Source organism: Bradyrhizobium diversitatis (assembly GCF_016031635.1).
In the GTDB taxonomy this organism is placed as follows: Bacteria; Pseudomonadota; Alphaproteobacteria; order Rhizobiales; family Xanthobacteraceae; genus Bradyrhizobium; species Bradyrhizobium diversitatis.
This window is the reverse complement of sequence record NZ_JACEGD010000001.1, coordinates 228,415-248,462: the sequence shown is the minus strand read 5'-3', so window position 1 is coordinate 248,462 and position 20,048 is coordinate 228,415. Positions and strand designations below refer to the sequence as shown.

Sequence of the window (20,048 nt, the reverse complement as noted above, 5' to 3'; positions counted from 1 at the left end):
AGTCTATCGATGCAATGCAGATGCCGACGAGTCGATTTCTGCCGCAGCCCGACGTGCCGCGCCCCCAAGAGGAGGATAACTCTTCTGTTGCTCGCCAGTCATAGCACGGCCTGTCTCGGCCGCGGTCGCAGGCATGTTGTCTTGCCAATCCGCCCGTGCGGACGCGCCTGAGGTCGGCATTGCGTTTCGCATGGTAGGCTCCGCGAGAATATCCTGCCAGTCGACGCTCCATTGCGCCAAACTTCTGGAATCTCCGGCGAACGCATAATCCAAGAATGCGAGCGTTAATTCTCCGGTGGCTTCCTTGACCTTCGGATTCAATCCTGGTCCCCCGGTCAGAGCGCGGTCCGTAAATATACTATGGGATCCGCCTCGGAACATGACCAGCAGCTTACGTCGATTGGCGATCGCGTCGAATATTGCGACTCGATCGCGTGCACTCGAATAGAAGCCGGGAATCTTGATGACGTCTTGTGTAGCCGTCACGTGAAGCGTCGGCACAGCGACGTTGGCGAGCACGCTCGACAAGTCGCTCTCACCATAGAAAGGCGGGGCTGAAATCACGATCGCCGCCTTGAAGCGTCGGTCGCGGAAATTGAGCCAACGACCATCCCGAATGACCCGGGCACCGACCGTCAACAACGCGGTGTTCGCGCCGTACGAATGTCCAGCTACGGCGACGCGTCGCATATCGATAAATCGGGCGTAGGGACCGGTTGCAAATAACAGCATTTGGTCGAGCGCAAAACGGAGATCTCCGACACGCGCCGCAGCTTCATCGTCCCGGGTCGCCGCTTGCAGCCGCCCCACGAGCTCGAAGGGATTTCCGCGCCAGAGAGAAGCATCGCTTCCGATATGCTGGACATGCAAACTCGCAATGCCGTGTGCGGCCCACCGGGCAGCGAGGTAGGTGTAACCGTTTCGTGAACCGCCCATCCCGTGCGAGAAGACGATCAGTGGCACCCTTCCCGGCGATACCTCGGTCGGCCAATACAAGCGAGCAGGAATTTCGCGACTTCGAGACGTATCCCTCCAATCGAAGTCGATCGCGCGAAACGCCGTATGCTCCTGTTGCACCTGAGCATTCTGCGCATTTGCGCCCTGAGGCAGCACCATCGCGATGGCACATGCCAATGCCATAGCAGCGAGCCAGCTCTTCATGACCATACTCCTGCTACTTCCCTGCGCCATGCATTTTCAGCACTGGACCGATGCCAACTCGGTAGCGGTCGGAGCTCTCCCTGTCAATAAAAACTACACCGGGTGCATTATTTTGACGCAGGGTCAGTGGGCAAACATTCCCCGGCTCGAGGCACAACCGACCAGCGCTGCTGCAATGAGCTCGGAAATGCCATATTGGCGTGCCGCCTGTGAGCGCCCCAGAACGATCTTGCTGCTCGGCCCATACCGGACATCGATCGCCCGGCCATTTGGGTACATGGCCTACAAGGAACGTTACCGCAGCTTTGCTGTAACCTTCACCGTGAAGACCTGCATTAGCGGAGCTACCTATGCACCAAACGCTTCCTCGCGCGCGAGGAGGCAAGACGGATAGCCAGGACCATCTCGCGCCTTCCGAAGCTGCTGCCCAAGGCACCCGCAGGAGAACGCTTATGGGCAGGACGTTCTGATTAATTGGCCCGGTTCACGGCGCTAGCCGAAGAGCCGTCACCAAATTCCGATCGGGGCCAAACATTCCGGGCGAGGAGCAAGAACGAGTTCGGCAGGCGGCACGACCTCGAGCCGCCGGAGGAGCGTGGCAACGTAACTCGGGAGGCTGTTCCGGACGGTGTGCCGAAAGTCAGCAAATCGCCATCTTCTGAAAGCAGGACCATCGCGTCCAAACGATACGAAGGCGCTAAAGCTGATACGGTCAGCTCGACGCCAAACTCGCTTTCACAACCCACCTTCGATCGATGCTTTATCACACGATACTGGGCGTGCTCCTCGCGAATCCAGCAGGGCACGTCGCGACGTCACGATGCGTCGCTTCGAACGATTTCACCGGCTCGCCCATAGCCTCTCCAAAAGACTTTTCCTATCCAGCGCTGTAGGTCATCCATCACCGTGTAGAAGGCGGGCACGTACATCAAGCTGAGGACCGTCGAGCTGAATAGTCCCCCGATAACCGCGATCGCCATCGGCGCCCTCCGCTCGGCATCCGCTCCCATGCCCAAGGCGATCGGCAACATGCCGGCACTCATCGCCAAGGTCGTCATGACAATGGGTCGAGCTCGCTTCCGAGCAGCATCCAGCAATGCCTGCGTGCGATCAAGGCCGCCATCACGCCTGGCGACGATCGCGTACTCGACGAGCAGAATCGAGTTCTTCGCCGCAATCCCCATAAGCATGAGCATACCGATCATTACGGGCAAGGAGATCGACGTCCCTGTCATCAGCAGCGATCCGATAGCTCCCCCGATCGACAGGGGGAGCGCCGTCAGAATGGTCACAGGTTGGACGAAACCGTTGAAGAGCAGGGCGAGAACGACAAAGAGCAAAACGATAGCCGATCCGACCGCGAGCTTGAACCCATCGAACAGCTCTTGCATGCGTTCGGAGTCGCCCGCGGGCTTGTAGAGCACTCCCGCTGGCAACCGCTTCATCGAAGGCATTTGAGCGACCAAATGTTCCGCCTCGCCTACCGTCAAACCACCTAGCTCTGCTTCGATCGTCTCGCTTCTCGTGCGATCGGTCCGCTCAATCTGAAGCGGACCCGAGCCAAAGCTGATATCGGCAACAGACGACAAAGGCACCGGCTTCTCGAAGGTCGGCACCTGCAGCATCGACAGACTTGCCATGTCGGAGCGAGCAACGTCGCTCAATAGAATACGAACGGGAATCTGTCGCGCTCCCAGGCTGAACTTCGACAGGCTCTGGTCGATATCGCCCACGGTGGCTATATTGACAGTCTTGGCTATCGCGCTCGTCGAAACCCCAAGTAGAGCGGCCTTGTCCGCCTTCGGAGTTATCTGTAGCTCAGGCCTCGCGAAGCTGCTCATCACTCTCGCGCGGTGGAAGCCCGGAGTGGTGCGCATATCATGCGCCAACAGGCGTGCCGCATCGGCAAGTGCAGCGGCATCATCGCTCAACAAGGATACCTGGATTTTCGCACTGGACGACCCGTCCTCTCCGAGACGGATACGGACGCCCGGAATGACCGAAAGTTGACGGCCGATCGAGGATTCGAACGCCTGCTGGGAGAGGTTTCGCTCAGCCCTCGGAACGAGATTGATCGTGACGGTCGCTCTTCTGACCTCTCCTACCGAGGTCGAAAGATCTCCTGGGCCGGAAAACGTCGAGGTCTCGGTGCCGACCGCGGCATAGACGGAAGCGACTTCAGGTCTCGCCCTCAGCAAGAATGTCACTTTTTGCGTGGCGACGTCCGTTTCCTGCAACGTCGCACCCGGTGCCAACTCCACACTGAGAATCGTGCGCCCGCGATCGGCCGCCGGCATGAAGTCGGTAGGAAGGGACGGAATGAGTGACAAGGACGCGACGAAGAATACGACACCGGCAATGACGGTGATCCATCGGTAGCGAAGCGTCCATTTCAACATCCAAGCATAATGCCGCACCCACGCCGGCTCGCGATGCTCCCTGCCGGTCGTCTTCAGGAGAAAAGCCGCCATCAATGGCGTAAGCAGGCGTGCGACCACAAGGGAGAAGAAGACCGAGCTGCAGACGGCGATCGAGAAAGCCTTGAAGAATTCGCCCGGAATGCCCGGCATCAGCCCGACCGGGACGAAGACCATGATGATGGCGAACGTCGTCGCAACCACGGCCATGCCGATCTCGTCCGCTGCATCGATGGCGGCCTCGTAGACGCTCTTTCCGGATTGCCGAATGTGCCGAACGATGTTCTCGATCTCAACGATGGCATCGTCGACAAGAATGCCGACGACCAGCGCAATCGCCAGAAGAGTGATATTGTTGAGCGATTGGTTCAGCGCATACATGACCGCGAAGGTCGGCATCAAGGACAACGGCAGTGCGGCGCTGGAAATCAAAGTCGCTCGAACATCCCGCAGGAAGATCCAGACGACCAGAACAGCGAGCAACGCCCCCAGCAGGAGCGCTTCGATGGCCGCGTCGTAGCCCTCGATGACGGCGTCAGTCGAGGATGTTACTTCCAGGATCCGTACACCCTCGTGGGCCGCGGCGAAATCAGCCAGCCGCTTCCGAACGTCCCGGGTCACGGCGAACTCTCCGGTCCCGACCGCCCGGTAGACGCTAAAGCCGACGACTTCTCGACCATTGAACCGGGACCTCTGTCGCGGATCGGCCCATGAGCGTTCGACGGTTGCGATTTCGGACAATTTGACGCTGCGACCGTCGCCGAATGCCAGACGCATCTCCTTGAGGGCCGCGAGGTCCGGAACACTGCCAACCGTGCGAATGGCTTGCTCGGCTCCTCCCAGCGTCGCGCGTCCGCCGGGCTGGGTCATGTTGCGGTTCCTTACCAGATCTGAAACTTCCGCGGCGGTCAGTCCCAGCGCCATCAAGCGCTCGGGATCGAGTTTGACGGTGATTTCCGCCTCGACACCGCCGGATCTGAGGATCTTGGAGACGCCGGGTACCGCGAGCACGGCCTTGGCGATGTCATTGTCTATGAACCAGCTCAATGCGTCCGGGGCCATCGTTGGAGCATCCGCGATGAACGTAAGGATCGCTTGCCCCGTCGCCTCCACGCGCCGGACCATGGGATCGAGGGCACCTTGCGGAAGCTTCGAACGGATCGATACGACCGCGTCCCGGACGTCGTTCGTCGCCCGATCGATATCGGTACCAATCGCGAACTCGACCATGGTCATCGACAGTCCCTCGTTCACGATCGAACGAGTGCGATTCACTGTGCCAAGTCCTGCGACGCCGTCCTCGACGAAACGGGTGATTTGCGTCTCGATTTCAGTCGGTGCCGCTCCTGGCCAGGCAACGCTGACCGTCACGGTCGGAATATCCATGTCGGGCATGTTGTTGAGGCGCAGCTTCGAGAATCCGACCGTACCCGCCAGGGTGAGCAGCACGAACAGGATGATGGTCGCTACGGGATTGCGGATCGCCCAACCGGAGATTCCATTCATCGGAACGCCCCGCCTTTGACCAATGCAGTTTTTACGTTCACGAAATCGCCGTCGCTCAAAAGACCGGCGCCTTGGGTCACAATGCGATCTCCAGCCTCCAGCCCGCGCAGGACTTCTATGCCATCCGATTCTTTGACGCCGATCCCGATCTCGACCAATGATACCAGATTGTCGCGACCGATTCTGAAGACGTGAGCCTTCGCCTCGCGCCAGACCAGGGCCTTCAGAGGAACGGTCAAGGCAAGTTTGCTTTCGATCGAAATCTCGACGCGCGCGAACATCCCCGGCTTGAGATTCGTATCCTTGGGCAGCGCGACATGAACCGTGCCCAAGCGCGTCTTCGGGTCTACCAGCGGCGCAACGATGCGGACCGAGCCCTGCTCGGACTGTCCGCTGGGGCCAAGTACTGTCACGTGCTGTCCGGCAGCGGCAGCGAGCAGGTCGGTTTCGACGACGCGGGCATCGACCTCTATGCGATTGTCCTGGATCAAGCGGAACATCTCGACGCCGAGCTGGACCACCTGCCCAATCGCTACGGATCTCGAGGCAATCGTTCCCGCAGCAGGCGCGACAATGACCGTCTGACGTTGCCGCGCTTCGGCTTCGTTGAGCTGAGCACGAGCCGCCTCCAGCTTGGCTTCGGCTGTCTTGACGAGAGTATCCCGCTGCTCGATCACTTGCGTGCTTATGACGCCCGAGGATACCGAATGCGCTCGCGCAGCGTCCGATCTGGCAATGGCAAGGCTTGCCTCCAGTTCGTCGACCACGGCCTTCTGCCTGGATAGCGTCGCAGCCGTCAGATCATGGCTGAGGCGCGCCAATACCTGACCCTTCGCAACAACGTCGCCTTCGTCGACGGCGATCTCGATCACCGCCAGACCACCCGCTTCGGAGCTCACCGGAATTTCGCGCCACGCGACGACGTTGCCTGTCGCGGTGATGGTCCTCGTAACCTCCGACTTCTCGACGGCGGCCGCCACCACCGTCATCACAGACGATAGAGTTTCCGCCCGAACGGTCGAATGGAAGATCAGAGAGATCGCGATGATCGCGATCGATCCCAGGCTGCGATAGATTCTTGTCATGCCAGCACTTTCCTCCACGCCTGTCGACGTCCGAATGCCTCGCCAGCCGCTTTCGTCGGACGGCTGGCGACTATCCGGGTAGGACGCGAGGTTTGCTCGCGTAGAACAATTTGTGTCAGATCGTCTCGACAGGCGCAGATTTGTGTCGAAATGTTGCTGGATTGGCGCCCTACCGCGTTTCGTTACGAATTCCGGCTTTTTTCAACCCGGCTTGGCGGTAATGTCGGGCTCCCGAGCCACCATGAACGGCGTCCATGAACGAACATACTCCCCAGATCCTAGTGGTCGACGACGATCCCGAGATCCGCAGGCTGCTTGCCCGCTATGTCGAAGGCCAATCATTTAGGGTCGTTCTGGCTGCGAGCTGTAGCGAAATGCGGGAGCGTCTCGCGACTGACAAGATCGACCTCGTGGTCTTGGATGTGATGCTCCCGGACGGCTCCGGGCTCGACGCCTGCCGCGATCTGCGAGCGAAGCGGAACACGACACCGGTCATCCTCCTGACCGCGCTTAAAGAAGATGTCGATCGCATCGTGGGCCTGGAGATGGGAGCCGACGATTATCTCGGCAAGCCGTTCAATCCAAGAGAACTGGTCGCCAGAATTCGTGCCGTCTTGCGACGTCGCTCCGAGAGGAACCTTCGATCTCAAGAAGCAAGAAAGTATCGGTTCGACGGACTTACCGCAGATCCGCAGCTGCGCAGCGTAATCGACGCTCAAGGCAATGCGCTCGAATTGACCGGCGCGGAGTTCGATCTGTTACAAGTTTTCCTGGATAGGCCCGGACGCGTGCTCTCACGGGACCAACTCTTGGATCTCACGCGCGGACGCGAGGGAGAAGCATTCGATCGCTCGATCGATGTCCTGGTCAGCCGTCTGAGGCGAAAGCTCGATACTTCGGGGGCTCCCCCCCTTTTCAAAACAGTTCGCAATGGCGGTTATCAGCTCGTCGCAAAAGTCGGTCTGCAGGACTACCCGGCGTGAACACTTTGCGCGCGAAACTGGCCGTCCTTCTCACCGTGGTAATCATCGCGGTGGTCTGCATTCTGACCTCAATTCTTGTCTACCTGTTTGATCCGCCCAACGAACAGGATGCAATCAGTCCACTCGTCGATCAAATAGAGTTTTTGACGCAAGTTAGGCAGATCGCTCCCAAGTTGGTCGTCGTTCAAGAGGCCGCGGCTGGCGGTGAAGTCGAAGCCAATCTCACTGCTTGGATACGCGACGCGCTGATGGCTCGAGGAGCTCCTCGCGACGTCATCGTGTCCCGCAAGAACGACCTGCCTCTTCTGTCCATTCCGGTGGATCAAGGTTGGATCGTTGCGCAAATCCCGGATTTACCTCCGGCAGGCGGTATCTTCCATCTCCTCTTGATCTGGCTCGCGCTGACCACGCTGGGCATGATGGCTGTCGCTCTCTTCTTCGCGAACCGAATGGTCAAACCTCTCGTCCTTCTCGAACGTGCAATTGAAACTGTGGGACCCGATGCGGTGCTTCCCGAGCTCGCCGTGACGGGACCAGCGGAGGTGCGGGTCGCAGCCAAAGCGTTGAATTCGCTGTCCTCCCGCCTCAAAGGGGCAATGGAGAGCCGAATGCGGCTCGTCGCCGCGGCCGGCCACGACTTGCGAACGCCGATCACCCGCATGCGCCTGCGCGCGGAGTTCGTCGAGGACGAAGAAGACCGTGAAATGTGGTTGAAGGATATCGACGAGCTAGACCGGATCGCCGATAGCGCAATTCTTCTCGTGAGGGAGGAATCCGGCAAATCGGCGCCGGCACCGATCCGGCTGGACATTCTCATATCCGATCTGGTCGACGAGCTTCGAACGCTATCGTATGACGTCACCTTGACCAACTCCGCGGCCGGGACCGCGCTGGCGAACCGAACGGGCCTAAGTCGCGCTTTCAGAAATCTGATCATAAATGCATCCACTCATGGGAAGCGGGCCCGGGTCGCCGTCCAAAGCACTCCGAAGGAAATCGTCGTCGTCATCGACGACGACGGTCCAGGGATCCCGGTTGATCTCATCGGGCAGGTTTTCGAACCGTTTTTTCGCGTCGACCGGGCACGCATGAAGCAATTCGACGGCGCGGGACTTGGCTTGACGATTGCGAAAGAGATCGTTCAGCGGGCTGGAGGCAGCATCAAAATCGAGAATGGTTCTCTGCGCGGGCTGATCCAGACCGTAAGGTTGCCGGCCTGTTCGAGGATCTGATCACTCCGACCCAGCCATCGGCAGTCCGCTCTTCGAACTGCCGATAGCCTGGTCGTCATTTGGTTTCCAAGACCGCGGAAACATTTCTCCTCGACGGCAAGAAGTATCCTAATGGCCGTGGCTACCTGAGCTCCACGATCTGCCTCGTCGACAGGGCTGAACCGGACGGACTATCAGGCGGCCCTGGGTCCTTCGCGATTCCCGGTGGGGCCTTCATCCAGTGATACCCTTCAAAACCTGAACGATAGCCCTCCCTATATAGGGCTTGCATATATGCCTGCTCAAACGACTTCTCTTTCGTCGCGCCGAAGCTCGATGGGATTGCCGCAAGATTGAAATCGATACCGTCGATCTCGGCCTTCGCATAGATGCGATAGAGGTCTCCAATGCTCTGGTTCTTGATCAGGGTGGAAATCGACCTCAGTGAAATCGAGAAGATGCCCGGCTCTACGGCCTCCCATTCCGGGCTGATCTTTCCGTTTTCGAATGATGAACAAGCGGGCAGCAGTTCGCTTGGTCGAGGCGTCGCTGCGGATGACCGTCGAAGGTCGCGGCACGAAGACCTGCTGAGTCACACCTCCGTCGACATGCAACTCCTCGTAGGTTCGGTCTGCGGCCCTGACCTTGATGTGCACAGGGGGAAAGGCGCCTGGTACGGATGCGGATGCGAGCAGAATCTTGCGGAAGAGGCTCAATGCTTGGGGATGATCGCTCATTGCGATGCGGCCCATATCCCACAGGACCGGGCCGCTGCGCATCCAGATTCGTCGTTCCGATCAGCAATACTCTTCCCTTCCGCCGCTCGTTGGCGATGTCGCGGAGGAAACGATCATCGACGTATTTTGCTATCAGGCTCTCGAGCGGAGAGCTGTCGACCAAGCCAGATCCGAGTAGCGGCGCCACGACGCCGGGATCGTAGATGTCGCTGCGCTCATATCGCGTAAACACCTCCTTCAATGCCGCATCTCTGCTCCGCCCCAGGTAGACGAACGGCGCAGTCAAAGCGCCGGCGCTAACCCCGGTAACGAGATCGAACTCAGGTCTCGTACCGGCATCGCCCCAGCCGACCAGAAGACCGGCTCCGAAGGCACCATTGTCGCCTCCGCCGGAGATTGCGAGAATGTTGAGCCTATCTGACTGTTGGCCGAGACGGCCAAACGCAGCGGTACTTGGCACCCTCCTGGCTTGTTTGATGGTAGAAACGGCGCCAACCGCCTCCGACGGAGCGTCTCCCCATAGCCGAATGTTTGGCATGCCGGCGAGTTCGGCTTCGTCAAGGAGCCGTTTCGGAACCACATCGCGCGGAAACATGGAGACGCATCCGCAAAGGACACTGGTCATCAGAAAAAGCGCGGCCAGACGCATCAACGATCTTGATGTGCACATGATCTTCACGATTTCAGCACGCCTAATCCGACCTCTCCGAGCAGATGCGCCGTCCGCTCAAAAGGCCCGGCTATAATGTCCGGTCGTTTGAATATGCGTTCTGCATTGGAAGCTCGGCAGGGGCCGGCCATGACCCTGCCGTCGCAACGTCATTCATCCGAGAGGCCTGAGGCGATCCGGACGGTCATCCCGGCCACCCAATCCTGAAGAGCGAAAAGCCGACATAAGCCACGGTGCCGTATACAATGACGAGGATGACCATCATCATGGCGACCTTCGCGAATCGAGCCGCAAAGGCCGCGTTTGTCGATGCGACCGTCCTTGGCCACATCACTGCTCTCGTGTCGCCGCCGGACCGTCATCGGTCCATTCGGGAGGAAGGCCCAGTTTGCCGCCGACAAGACCGGCGATCCCTGGAGCGCGGCCATAGGTTTCGCACGCCGCATACTTGGGAGCGAGACCGAAATTCGAACCGACCTTTTCCAAGGACGGGATGTCGATGCTGAAGCCCTCGAAGGGGCTTTCACCCTTGTTGAGCATCTTCGCGAAGTCGTCGCCGAAGTCCCGGGCGAGATCGTAGGCGTCACTCGCTTTCGATGCCCTCGGCGTACTGAAAAATGCCGTCGCGCCTCTTCCCCAGATCATGGCCGCCTGCTGTCGACCGGCAGGATCAACAGCTTCGGCTTCAATGGAGAGATCGCCCAAACCGACCGGAATGCGCGGCACGGGGATTGGAACGCTTGCATCCACAAAGCTCGAACCGAGAGACGCGGCCGCCGAGACGCCAGCTGCGACTTCATCAGTCGGTGCTGCTCGGGTGATAGCGGCTCGGACGGTCAAATCCGCCCGTTGATCAGACGTGACCACTTTGAAGCGGTCGCTCAGATTGATGCACAGTGCACGGCTCACAGTATTGGCAACAAGGACGCGCTGTTCGTGCGTTAGGGTCGGCGCAACATGAGCCGGGAATGCCGTCGGTGCGATATTGATGGTCTTTGCTGCTGCTACCTGCTCTTTCTTGACCTGAAGGCGGGACTTGGTGATCTTTCCGTCCGACTGTTTCAAGCCTTCGTATGAAGAGAGCGCATTGCCCTGCACCAGCGTGGGCGTCGCACATCCAGGCAACACCGCGAGGATCGGTAGTGCCGCCAAGAACATCCCCTTGTTTCGACCTTGTGCCGTCTGCTTCCGACCGGCCGCGATCGCGAGGCACATTCGGCTACTCGGCGTCGAGGCTGGTTCGGCTTTCAGGCCGGTCTGGCAGTACGACCTTAAGCTCCGGAGACCGGAAGAGCAGAGGATCAGGAAGAGTGCACTTGCGATGCCCCCGCCGGTAAAGTGGGTCAAAACGGTGACCACAACCCATAGAAGGGTGGCGCCCTGCCCCCGCAACCTCCGATACGTCCTGAAGTGCCTGGGCACGAGGCGGCGCTGGGGCAATGCGCAATATCCGGGCTGCCACCGGCGCCGGTACGGAATAGACTTGTATGACGCAGAATGGTTGAAACCGGCGGCGGAACGCATTCAGACCCCCTTGTTGTGAACCCGGTGCCGTTGATAGACGGGCTACATGGCTCGGAATCTGGCCGCGAATGACCTAATGTTGCTGCTCGACCACCATTTGTGTCGAAAGATGTCCAAGCGAATTGGGGACAGCCTTCGTTACAAATAATACCCTTCAGGTTGCTCGAACCGGACTAAACCGGCGCTCATGCACATTCCGCAAATCCTTGTCGTCGATGATGATTTAGAGATTCGAAAGCTTCTTGCTCGCTATATCAAGGAGCAAGGCTTTCGCGTGCAGCTCGCGTCCCGGTGCGCCGAGGTACGCGAGCGGATCGCCACGAACCAGATCGATCTGATCGTCCTGGACGTGATGCTCCCCGATGGATCCGGACTCGATCTTTGTCGCGATCTTCGGTCCGCGCGTTCCCGAATCCCGATCATCCTGCTCACTGCTCTCAAGGAAGATGTGGATCGGATTATCGGCCTGGAGATCGGCGCCGATGACTATCTCGGCAAACCGTTCAATCCGCGCGAACTGATAGCGCGCATCCGCGCGGTCCTCCGTCGCGGTGAAGATGACCGCTCGGCCCATGGGGGCAAGGGGCGTTACCTCTTCGAAGGCTTCATCGCCGATCCGTCCGCCCGGTCGGTCGTCGGTCCACAAAGCGGTTCGATCGAGCTGACTAGCGCCGAGTTTGACCTGCTCTTGACCTTTCTCGAACGGCCCGGTCGCGTCCTGTCTCGCGACCAGTTGCTCGATCTGACACGCGGGCGCGACGGAGACGTGCTAGACAGATCCATCGACGTGCTGATCAGTCGATTGCGGCGCAAGCTCGCGGAGAGTGGCGCGAACCACATCTTCAAAACGGTGCGCAACGGCGGCTATCAGCTTGCTGCCAAAGTCACCTATTTGGACCAGCACTCTTGAGCCTGTTGCACATCAGTCCTCCGACCGGAGGTGCCGGCAGCGTTCATCAACCGACACTGCGAGGTGTGGACGACGAAGAGCTGGCGAATGCCGCTCAATTTAAAGCCCTTGCGGGCCAATCTCTTAAGGGTGGTGGGCGCACCAGGGCTCGAACTGGGACCCGCTGATTAAGAGTCAGCCACGGGTTAAGACGAATCAATGACTTACCGGTCGCACAGTCGGGTTTGTCCGGCCGAATATGTGCATTCGTCGCACGATAATCGTTGGTTGACTTGATCCGTTGTCGCAGCATCCCGAGTCGTCGGCGTATGCAGGCACGCCCTGTAGTCCCGGCGATCCGCGAGAACCGAATCTTGCTGCCGGATGGCTGTCACGCTATGCGGCAGTGACCATGCGCCACAACGTCTCGACCAGCACGGCATAGCCCTTGTCGAGAGCTTCAGGTGCCGTGAACTCGCGCGGATTGTGACTGAGCCCGCCCCGGCTCGGCACGAATATGAGCGAAGCTGGGATGCGTTTCTGGATCGCCAACGCGTCATGCCCCGTGATGGTCTTGAATGTCAGGGCCTTGCAGCCGACATCGCTCGCAACGGTCAGGATCAACTCGACACCATCCGGATCGAGCAAGGGGGCCGAGCGCCTGTCGTCGGCGGCGATCGAGATGCCAACGCCGATCTCGCGGGCCTCGCGTTCGATCCGCTTCAGAAAACGGTCACTGATGGCGACAACCGCGGCTTCGTCTTCGTGTCGGATCTCGAACCAGACCCTCACTCGGCCTGCAACGACATTCGGCGAATTCGGGTAAGCGTTGATGCGGGCCGCGGAGGCGTGTGCGCCGACGTCTTCGCGCGCGACTTCGACGTAGAGGGCTTCGATCGCGCGGGCCGCCGCGCGCAGGGCATCCCGGCGCATTGGCATCGGCGTCGGTCCCGTATGCGAGTAATCGCCTTCAAATACGACCGATATCTTGCGAGTCATCCAGGCGCCGGAAACCGCGGCAATATCCCCTGAAACCTGCTCTAGTCGATCACCCTGCTCGACGTGAAGTTCCACGTAGCGTACGGGGCGATACTCGAGTGGCGTGACACCACAATAGCCGATCGCGGCCAGCGCAGCGCCGAGCGTGACGCCGTCGCCGTCCGCACAGGCGTAGGCGTCCTGCAAGCTCAAGCTGCCGGCGAAAACGGAGCTGCCGGTCAGACTGGGCTGAAAACGGGCGCCTTCCTCATTGGTCCAGTTCGCGACGGCCAGGTTGCGTCGTGCGGCGCCGGGGTTCGCAAGACAGCGCTCCCTGACCGCTTCAACCGCAAGAAGCCCCGCCAGCACACCATAGGCACCATCGTATCGGCCGCCCGTCGGCTGGGAATCAAGATGCGATCCGGTGATCACAACGTCGTCGAACGCAGGGTCAAGAATGGCGACGCCGAACATGTTGCCGATCGCGTCGATCCTCGGGACGAGGCTGCGGTTGCCGATCTCGCGCAGAAAGAGGTCTCGGGCCCGTTTGTCGAGTGCCGTCGCCGCAAGCCTGCAAACGCCGCCGTCGTCGGTCGCGCCAATCGCCGCGAAGCCCGCAATGAGATCGTGCAAGGCGGTCATGGTCCGAGATCACCGCGAATAGCCGCAAGCGCCAATTGTTCGAACTCCGCTTCGGTCAAACGCCGGGGATTGGAGCCCGCAGTCGGATCCTTCACCGCATCGGCGGCAATTGTCCGGGCGTCACTCTCGTCCACCCCGAGCTCGGCCAGGGTATGCGGTACGCCAAGCTTCTTTCGCAAGGCCAGGATCCAGCACAACACCGCATCGAAATCATGGCCCGGCAAATTCAACGCGCGCGCTATGTGCGGGATCTTGTCGGTGATCGCATCCCTGTTGCAAACAAGGGCATAGGGAAAGACTACACCATTGGTCAGCCCATGATGGGTGTCGTAGCGCGCGCCGACCGGATGAGAGACGGAATGGATCGCGCCCAGTCCCTTCTGGAACGCGGTAGCTCCCATCGACGCCGCCGCGAACATGTAGGATCTGGCTTCGAGATCACGCCCATTCTCGACCGCGCGTGGCAGGTAGGTGTCGACAATCTTCATCCCCTCAAGGGCAATGCCGTCGGCGAGTGGATGGAATGCCTTGACGCAATAAGCCTCGAAGCAGTGGGACAGCGCATCCATGCCGGTCGCCATCGTCAGAAATGGCGAGAGTCCAACCGCAAGCTGGGGATCCTCGATCGCGATCTTCGGCATCATCATGGGATGAAAGATGATCTTTTTCTCATGGGTGTCTTCGCGCGTGATCACGACGGCACGGCCCACTTCGGAACCCGTGCCGGCCGTGGTCGGCACGGCGATGATCGGCACGATGCCATCCGTGTTGGCGCGGGTCCACCAGTCGCCGATGTCCTCGAAGTCCCATACCGGCCGCGACTGCGCCACCATGAACGCCACGCATTTTCCAACGTCCAGCGCTGAACCTCCCCCGACCGCGATTACGCCGTCATGGCCGCCCGCCCAAAATGCCTGCACTCCCGCGCGCAAATTCGATTCGGTCGGATTGGGCTTCACGTCGGAAAATATGCCGAGCGGGATGCCCGCCTCGCGAATGCGGCTGACGATGCCCGCGATGAGGTCGGTCTTCACGAGGCCATGGTCGGTCACCAGCAAAGGTCTGGCAAGACCATATGTCCGGCACGCCGCGGGAAGCTCGGCGATGCGGCCCGGACCGGAGATGACGCGCGTCGGAAAATTCCAGGCCCCGGTGATATGAACGTCCATATGCGGCTCTCAGTGCTCGATGCGAAGGTGGAATGATTTTGGCCGGGTCAGAACTCCAACGGGATCAGATGATCTCGAAGTAGCGCGCAAGCTCCCAATCGGTGATGGTCTTGCGGAATTCGCGTTCCTCCCACTGCCGTGTCATGGCGTAGTGATCGACGAAGACGTCTCCAAACAGATTGCGGGCCGCCTGCGAAGCCATCAATCGCCCGGCAGCATCCGACAGCGTGCGCGGAAACGCACGCTCGGGCGGGTGCGTTCGCTCATAGGCATTACCGGCGATTGGCTCGCTCGGTTCGATTCTGTGCTCGATCCCCCATAGCCCCGATCCCAGTGCCGCGGCGATCGCAAGGTACGGATTGATATCGGCGGCGGCGACCCGATATTCCACGCGCTGACTCGCCGGTTGTCCGGGAATGACCCGCAGCGCACAGGTGCGATTCTCGATTCCCCAGGTCGCATCCGTCGGCGCCCAGAAACCAGGTATCAGACGCGAATAGCTGTTCACGGTGGATGCAACCATCGCAAGCAGCTCCGGCAGCAATGCCTGCTGGCCGCCGACAAACCAGCGCATGGTGTCGGACATGTTGGCGGGACGCCCACTCTGGTGAAATGACGGATTGCCGTCCTTGTCGCGCAGCGAAAGATGCAGGTGCCCGGATTGTCCGGGATACGCGTTCGACCATTTGGCCATGAAGGTGAGCATCTTGCCCTGACGCTCGGCCCAGACTTTTGAAAAAGTCTTGAACAGCACCGCGCGATCCGCAGCGGCGAGCGCATCGGTGTACAGGATCGCCGCTTCCAGGACCCCCGGGGCCGGTCTCGGTGTGCAGCCCCTCGATCGGCATGTCCATCTCGTCACACAGCTTGAGCAGCGAGCGATGGAATTCCGACTCCACGGAGGCGCGCAGCATGGAATAGCCGAACCAGCCCGGCGTGAAATTCTTCAGCTCGCGAAAACCCTTTTCCCGCACGCTGTGGGGCGTTTCGTCGAACACGAAAAATTCGAACTCGGCAGCCACTGACGGGACAAATCCCATGCCTTCGGCACGGTCGATGACCCGGCGAAGCAGCCGGCGCGGGCAGAGCTTCTCCGCCTCGTCCACGAACTCGCCGAGGAAGAACAGCATGTTCCCTTCCATCGGGATATCGCGGCAGGTCGCAGGATCGATGCGGGCCCTAGCGTCCGGAAAAGCCGTGTGCCAACCGGTAAACTTGCCGGCGTCGTATATCTGGTCGTTGGAATCCCAGCCGAAGATGATGTCGCAGAAGCTGAGGCCACCCTCCAATGCGCCAAAGAACTTGTCTCGCGCGAGATATTTTCCACGAATGACGCCATCGAGATCGACGACCCCAAGCTTGACGTGGGACAGGCCCCGTTCCTCGACCAGGGCCCTGGCATCGGCGGCGGTTTTTACGTTTCTTGCGCCCATGAACTTCGAACACCCTCTCAAGCCGGCGCGATCGCGCGCAACTCTTCGTCGCAAGCGGTGATGAACATATCCGCGTGATCCGTGCCGAAGCACAGCGGCGGACGAATCTTGAGCGTGCTGCCGAACGGTCCGGCGGCGCCGATCAGGAAGCCGCGCTGGCGCAGGCGGTTGATCAGCATGATTGCGAGCTCCGGCGCCGGCTCCTTGCCGTCGCGATCACGTACGAGCTCGATGCCGATGAACAGACCGGCGCCTCGAACGTCCCCGATCTGGACGTGGCGATTTCCGATCTCGCGCAATCCGTCCATCAGATGACGTCCAACCTCGCTCGCATTCTCCAAGAGGTCCTCATCTTCGATCACGTCGAGCACCGCAAGTCCTGCCGCTGCGGCCACTGGATTGCCGCCGAACGTGTTGAAGTACTTCACTTCGGCCGCAAAGCGATCAAGCAGCGATGCACGCAGAGCGACGCCTCCCATGGGAAAGCCGTTACCCATGGGCTTTCCCATCGTCACGATGTCGGGGACAACACCATGGCGCGCGAAGCCCCACATGGCTGCCCCCGTGCGTCCGAAGCCGGGCTGCACCTCGTCGGCGATGAACAGCCCCCGGCGTTCATGGACGAGGCTTATGGTGGGCGCCAGGAAGCCGGCCGGATCGGCATAGATGCCGTCGCTCGAAAAGATCGTGTCCACCAGCAGCCCAGCAAACCCGATACCGCTTCGCTCAAGATCGGCAATTGCCGCAGCAACACTGGCAGCGAAACGCCGACCGGGATCACCGACCGGATGGCGGAACATCTCGGGCGCCGGCACCACCCGCACATGGAGCGGCAATGGTTGGCCGGGACATGAGGACGGCGACACGACGGTTACGGCTGCGGTGTTGCCGTGATAGGCCGTCTCTGTAACGATGAAGCCGGCCCGACCCGTGACGACCTTTGCGATCCGGAGCGCGAGATCGTTCGCCTCGCTGCCAGTGCACGTCAGTACCACACGATCGATTTCGGATGGAAATGTCGCCAGCAAGCGCTCCGCATAGGCATCGACCACGTCGTTGAGATAGCGCGTGTGGGTATTGAGCAAACCCACCTGGCGGCGAATTGCCTCGACGACGCGAGGGTGCGAATGCCCGACCGACGGGACGTTGTTATAGAGATCGAGATATCGGCGGCCGTCGACGTCGAACATGTAGACGCCTTCAGCGCGCTCCATTCGAATCGGCTCCTCGTAGAACAGGACCGAAGCCTTGCCGAAGGACCGCAGGCGTCGTTGCACCGCCTCTCCGAGTTCGGCGCCCATCGCCGACGCATGGCCCTGGTCGAAGGCGTTCAACGCCAGAATTTCTCTTTCCCGCTGCACCATACGCCTCCTCTGACCGCGCCTTGCGCAAGTCAAAGCGACGGCCGCGCCCATCGCGCCGCAATCACTCCCCAATCAGCTTGGAGTTTTGTGCAAATTCCCACAATGGCAAGCTGCCAGGAGGCAAAAGACACCGGAGCCTCAGACACACAGCCCCGGGCTACCAGTGTTACCTTAGCAATATCAATCGACTACACATGGACACGCGACAACTTGCGGAGATACTGGGCACTCTGCTGCCCAACATTTGAGGGACTTGCCACATAATTAGTGTATCTTTCCAAATCGACGTGAGAAAGACTTCCTCGTCCCGACGGCCGAGGCAGATGAGGACACCTCAATGACGAGCGAGCCGCTACTGACCAGCGACGCCTCCGCGGCCGAGAAACGGCCACGAAAGAGCGATGGCGATCGCCTCTCGAAGCTGGCCCGCCACAAGCACATCGTCGCGCAACTCACCGCCGCCCCTACTCTGCGCGCCTCCGAGATTGCGGCCGCGCTTGGTGTATCCGGTGAAACCATACGCCGAGATCTCGTGGAGCTTCAGGAACAGAAGCTCATCAACCGGACCTATGGCGGAGCTTCGCGCCCGTTTGCGCTCGAGCCGGCTCTCACCGATCGCAAGACGCTCATGATTGCTGAACGCGAAGCGATCGCCGCCGCGATCGCGGACCTCGTTCTACCGAACGAAGTCCTGATGCTGGCGGCCGGCGCCACGACGTTTCACATCGCCAGACGGTTGGCTTCGCGTGCGCGCGACATCACGGTCATCACGCACGACTATGCGATTGCAGGCGCACTCGCGGTCAACTCATCGATCCGTGTGCTGTGCTGCCCGGGCCGCTATCACCCGACCGAAGGCTACGTGTTCGGTACGCAGACGATCGCCAACATCAACAGCTACGAGGCCAACCGCGCTATCGTGAGCGCGACAGGCATCAGCGCCCGAGGCGCGAACGATGCGGACGACGAGGCCGGTGCGATCTATGGCGCGATGGTCAAGCGCGCTGCGGAAGCTATCCTCGTCGCCGATCACAGCAAGTTCGACCAGCGCGCTCTGACCGTATTTGCGCATTGGACCGATATCGACCGTCTGGTTACCGACCGGCAACCGGAAGGAGCTCTGGCAACGGCACTCCGTGAAGCCGGAACGGAGGTGATCATTGCCCAACCCTGAGAGAGACCAAGCCATGGCAAGCCTCACATCTCTTGCTTCTCGCGAGGAGTATACCGGCCTTGATGGTGACGGAGACAAGGGTCCTGCACCGCATCAGCGAACCAGGATCGGACGCCTGGATCTCGAACTCGTCGAGCCGCATAGAGCCCTCACTTGCAGCTGGACACGCACCGCCAGCATTCACGATGCCTCCTATGCGCTTGTCTTTCCACTGACGGGATGTGTGGCATTCAGCCAGGACGGCCGCGTCGGCATTGCCCGAGCCGGCGAATATGTCCTGCTCAGCGAACTCGCCTTCTACGAATTGTCGTCCGACAAGGCCGCACGCTTTCTGGTGCTTCGGATCCCGGCTGCGGAGCTGCGCGGACGTCTCGTCTCGATCGAGGATCACATCAGCCGACGCTTCAAGCCGAACGAACAGATGACCCGCCTTCTGGCCGGGATGATCGGAAGCGTGGCCGAGCTGTTCATTGAGTTTCCGGCGCCGAATCCACAAGCGCTTGCGACCGAAGTCATCAGCTTCGTGGCGCTCACGATCGGCGCGGAGGACCGGGGCGCCGCTACAGACGTCCGCAATGCGCGCTATCATCTGCGCCGCAGGATCGTTGATTTCATTGAAAGCCATCTCGGCGACCAGTCCCTGTCACCGAAGAAAATTGCGGCCAGCAGCCGAATCTCGCTGAGCTATCTCTACAGTCTGTTCACGGACAACGAGACCACAGTCAGCCAGTTCGTGCAGACCAGGCGGCTGCAGCGAGCCTACGAAATCCTGGTTGCCGATCCCAAGGGTCACCGTACCGTCTCAGAGGTCGCCTACGAAGTGGGCTTCAAGAACGTCTCGCATTTCTCGCGCTGCTTCAGCCGTCACTTCAAGGTGGCCCCGCGTGACGTTCGCCAGGCGCAGGAAGCCGCGCCGCGGCCGGGCTCAGCTACACGCGCTGTCGAACCGAACGGATCGTCTTCGCCGCGAATGGCCTCCTCGCGCAAGGCTTTCGGATCTCCGTATTGGGACGTCCACAAGCAAGAGCTTCGCGAGACGGTTTAGAGCCGAATTCCGAAGGCCAGCCGTTGCGCCGCTCATGCGCGACGTGCTTTCTGCTGGAGC

Annotated in this window: 14 protein-coding genes and 2 pseudogenes; 5 read left to right on the top strand and 11 right to left on the bottom strand. The window is 60.4% G+C overall.

Going from position 1 to position 20,048, the window contains the following annotated elements; genetic code table 11:
* Window positions 1–3 precede the first annotated feature (3 nt).
* From H1B27_RS01100 to H1B27_RS01090, 3 genes are all read right to left on the bottom strand, one after another.
* Window positions 4–1,161 (bottom strand): alpha/beta hydrolase family protein, encoded by a 1,158-nt coding sequence (locus H1B27_RS01100; protein WP_246515051.1) that lies wholly within the window; start codon window positions 1,159–1,161, stop codon window positions 4–6.
* Between the two features lie 815 nt (window positions 1,162–1,976).
* A complete protein-coding gene (locus H1B27_RS01095; protein WP_197964643.1) occupies window positions 1,977–5,084 on the bottom strand; it encodes an efflux RND transporter permease subunit in 3,108 nt (1,035 codons plus the stop codon).
* A complete protein-coding gene (locus H1B27_RS01090; protein ID WP_061883565.1) occupies window positions 5,081–6,169 on the bottom strand; it encodes an efflux RND transporter periplasmic adaptor subunit in 1,089 nt (362 codons plus the stop codon). Before H1B27_RS01090 ends, H1B27_RS01095 begins: the two co-directional genes overlap by 4 nt.
* 254 nt (window positions 6,170–6,423) lie before the next feature.
* On the opposite strand from H1B27_RS01090, the gene H1B27_RS01085 reads away from it, so the two are divergent.
* On the top strand, window positions 6,424–7,152 hold the full coding sequence (locus tag H1B27_RS01085) for a response regulator (RefSeq protein ID WP_197964642.1): 729 nt from the start codon (window positions 6,424–6,426) through the stop codon (window positions 7,150–7,152).
* Entirely contained in the window at window positions 7,149–8,384 is a 1,236-nt protein-coding gene (locus H1B27_RS01080) for a sensor histidine kinase (RefSeq protein ID WP_197964641.1), read from the top strand. Before H1B27_RS01085 ends, H1B27_RS01080 begins: the two co-directional genes overlap by 4 nt.
* Before the next feature lie 281 nt (window positions 8,385–8,665).
* Here H1B27_RS01080 and H1B27_RS39915 read toward each other — a convergent pair whose 3' ends face one another.
* The 3 genes and pseudogenes from H1B27_RS39915 to H1B27_RS01070 form a co-directional block, all read right to left on the bottom strand.
* Window positions 8,666–9,142, bottom strand: coding sequence for a patatin-like phospholipase domain-containing protein (locus tag H1B27_RS39915; RefSeq protein ID WP_246515097.1), 477 nt, complete (start codon window positions 9,140–9,142; stop codon window positions 8,666–8,668).
* 91 nt (window positions 9,143–9,233) lie between these two features.
* Window positions 9,234–9,638, bottom strand: a pseudogene (locus tag H1B27_RS39910) (patatin-like phospholipase family protein); the annotation flags it as partial.
* A gap of 462 nt (window positions 9,639–10,100) precedes the next feature.
* Window positions 10,101–10,985 (bottom strand): DUF3313 domain-containing protein, encoded by an 885-nt coding sequence (locus H1B27_RS01070; RefSeq protein WP_156505571.1) that lies wholly within the window; start codon window positions 10,983–10,985, stop codon window positions 10,101–10,103.
* Between the two features lie 496 nt (window positions 10,986–11,481).
* Here H1B27_RS01070 and H1B27_RS01065 point away from each other — a divergent pair, with 496 nt between their 5' ends.
* The gene (locus H1B27_RS01065; protein WP_197964640.1) at window positions 11,482–12,204 is read left to right on the top strand and encodes a response regulator; all 723 of its coding nucleotides are present in this window, start codon (window positions 11,482–11,484) and stop codon (window positions 12,202–12,204) included.
* A gap of 375 nt (window positions 12,205–12,579) precedes the next feature.
* On the opposite strand, the gene H1B27_RS01060 is transcribed toward H1B27_RS01065, so the two are convergent.
* From H1B27_RS01060 to H1B27_RS01045, 5 genes and pseudogenes are all read right to left on the bottom strand, one after another.
* Window positions 12,580–13,803 carry an allantoate amidohydrolase gene (locus H1B27_RS01060; protein WP_061883569.1) on the bottom strand — a complete coding sequence of 408 codons (1,224 nt, stop codon included), beginning with the start codon at window positions 13,801–13,803 and terminating at the stop codon, window positions 12,580–12,582.
* Window positions 13,800–14,972, bottom strand: coding sequence for an iron-containing alcohol dehydrogenase (locus H1B27_RS01055; RefSeq protein WP_197964639.1), 1,173 nt, complete (start codon window positions 14,970–14,972; stop codon window positions 13,800–13,802). The genes H1B27_RS01060 and H1B27_RS01055 overlap by 4 nt, the downstream gene beginning before the upstream one ends.
* Window positions 14,973–15,036: 64 nt before the next feature.
* The gene (locus H1B27_RS01050) at window positions 15,037–15,834 is read right to left on the bottom strand and encodes a glutamine synthetase family protein (RefSeq protein ID WP_311976912.1); all 798 of its coding nucleotides are present in this window, start codon (window positions 15,832–15,834) and stop codon (window positions 15,037–15,039) included.
* 16 nt (window positions 15,835–15,850) lie between these two features.
* Window positions 15,851–16,012: pseudogene (locus H1B27_RS40755) on the bottom strand (glutamine synthetase); the annotation flags it as partial.
* A 410-nt stretch (window positions 16,013–16,422) separates the two neighbouring features.
* Window positions 16,423–17,769: an aspartate aminotransferase family protein gene (locus tag H1B27_RS01045; RefSeq protein WP_197964638.1), complete on the bottom strand. Its 1,347-nt coding sequence runs from the start codon at window positions 17,767–17,769 to the stop codon at window positions 16,423–16,425.
* 337 nt (window positions 17,770–18,106) lie between these two features.
* Here H1B27_RS01045 and H1B27_RS01040 point away from each other — a divergent pair, with 337 nt between their 5' ends.
* Window positions 18,107–18,943 (top strand): DeoR/GlpR family DNA-binding transcription regulator, encoded by an 837-nt coding sequence (locus H1B27_RS01040; RefSeq protein WP_245312270.1) that lies wholly within the window; start codon window positions 18,107–18,109, stop codon window positions 18,941–18,943.
* A gap of 13 nt (window positions 18,944–18,956) precedes the next feature.
* Window positions 18,957–19,988, top strand: a complete 1,032-nt coding sequence (locus H1B27_RS01035) for a helix-turn-helix domain-containing protein (RefSeq protein ID WP_197964637.1) — start codon at window positions 18,957–18,959, stop codon at window positions 19,986–19,988.
* Window positions 19,989–20,048: the final 60 nt, after the last annotated feature.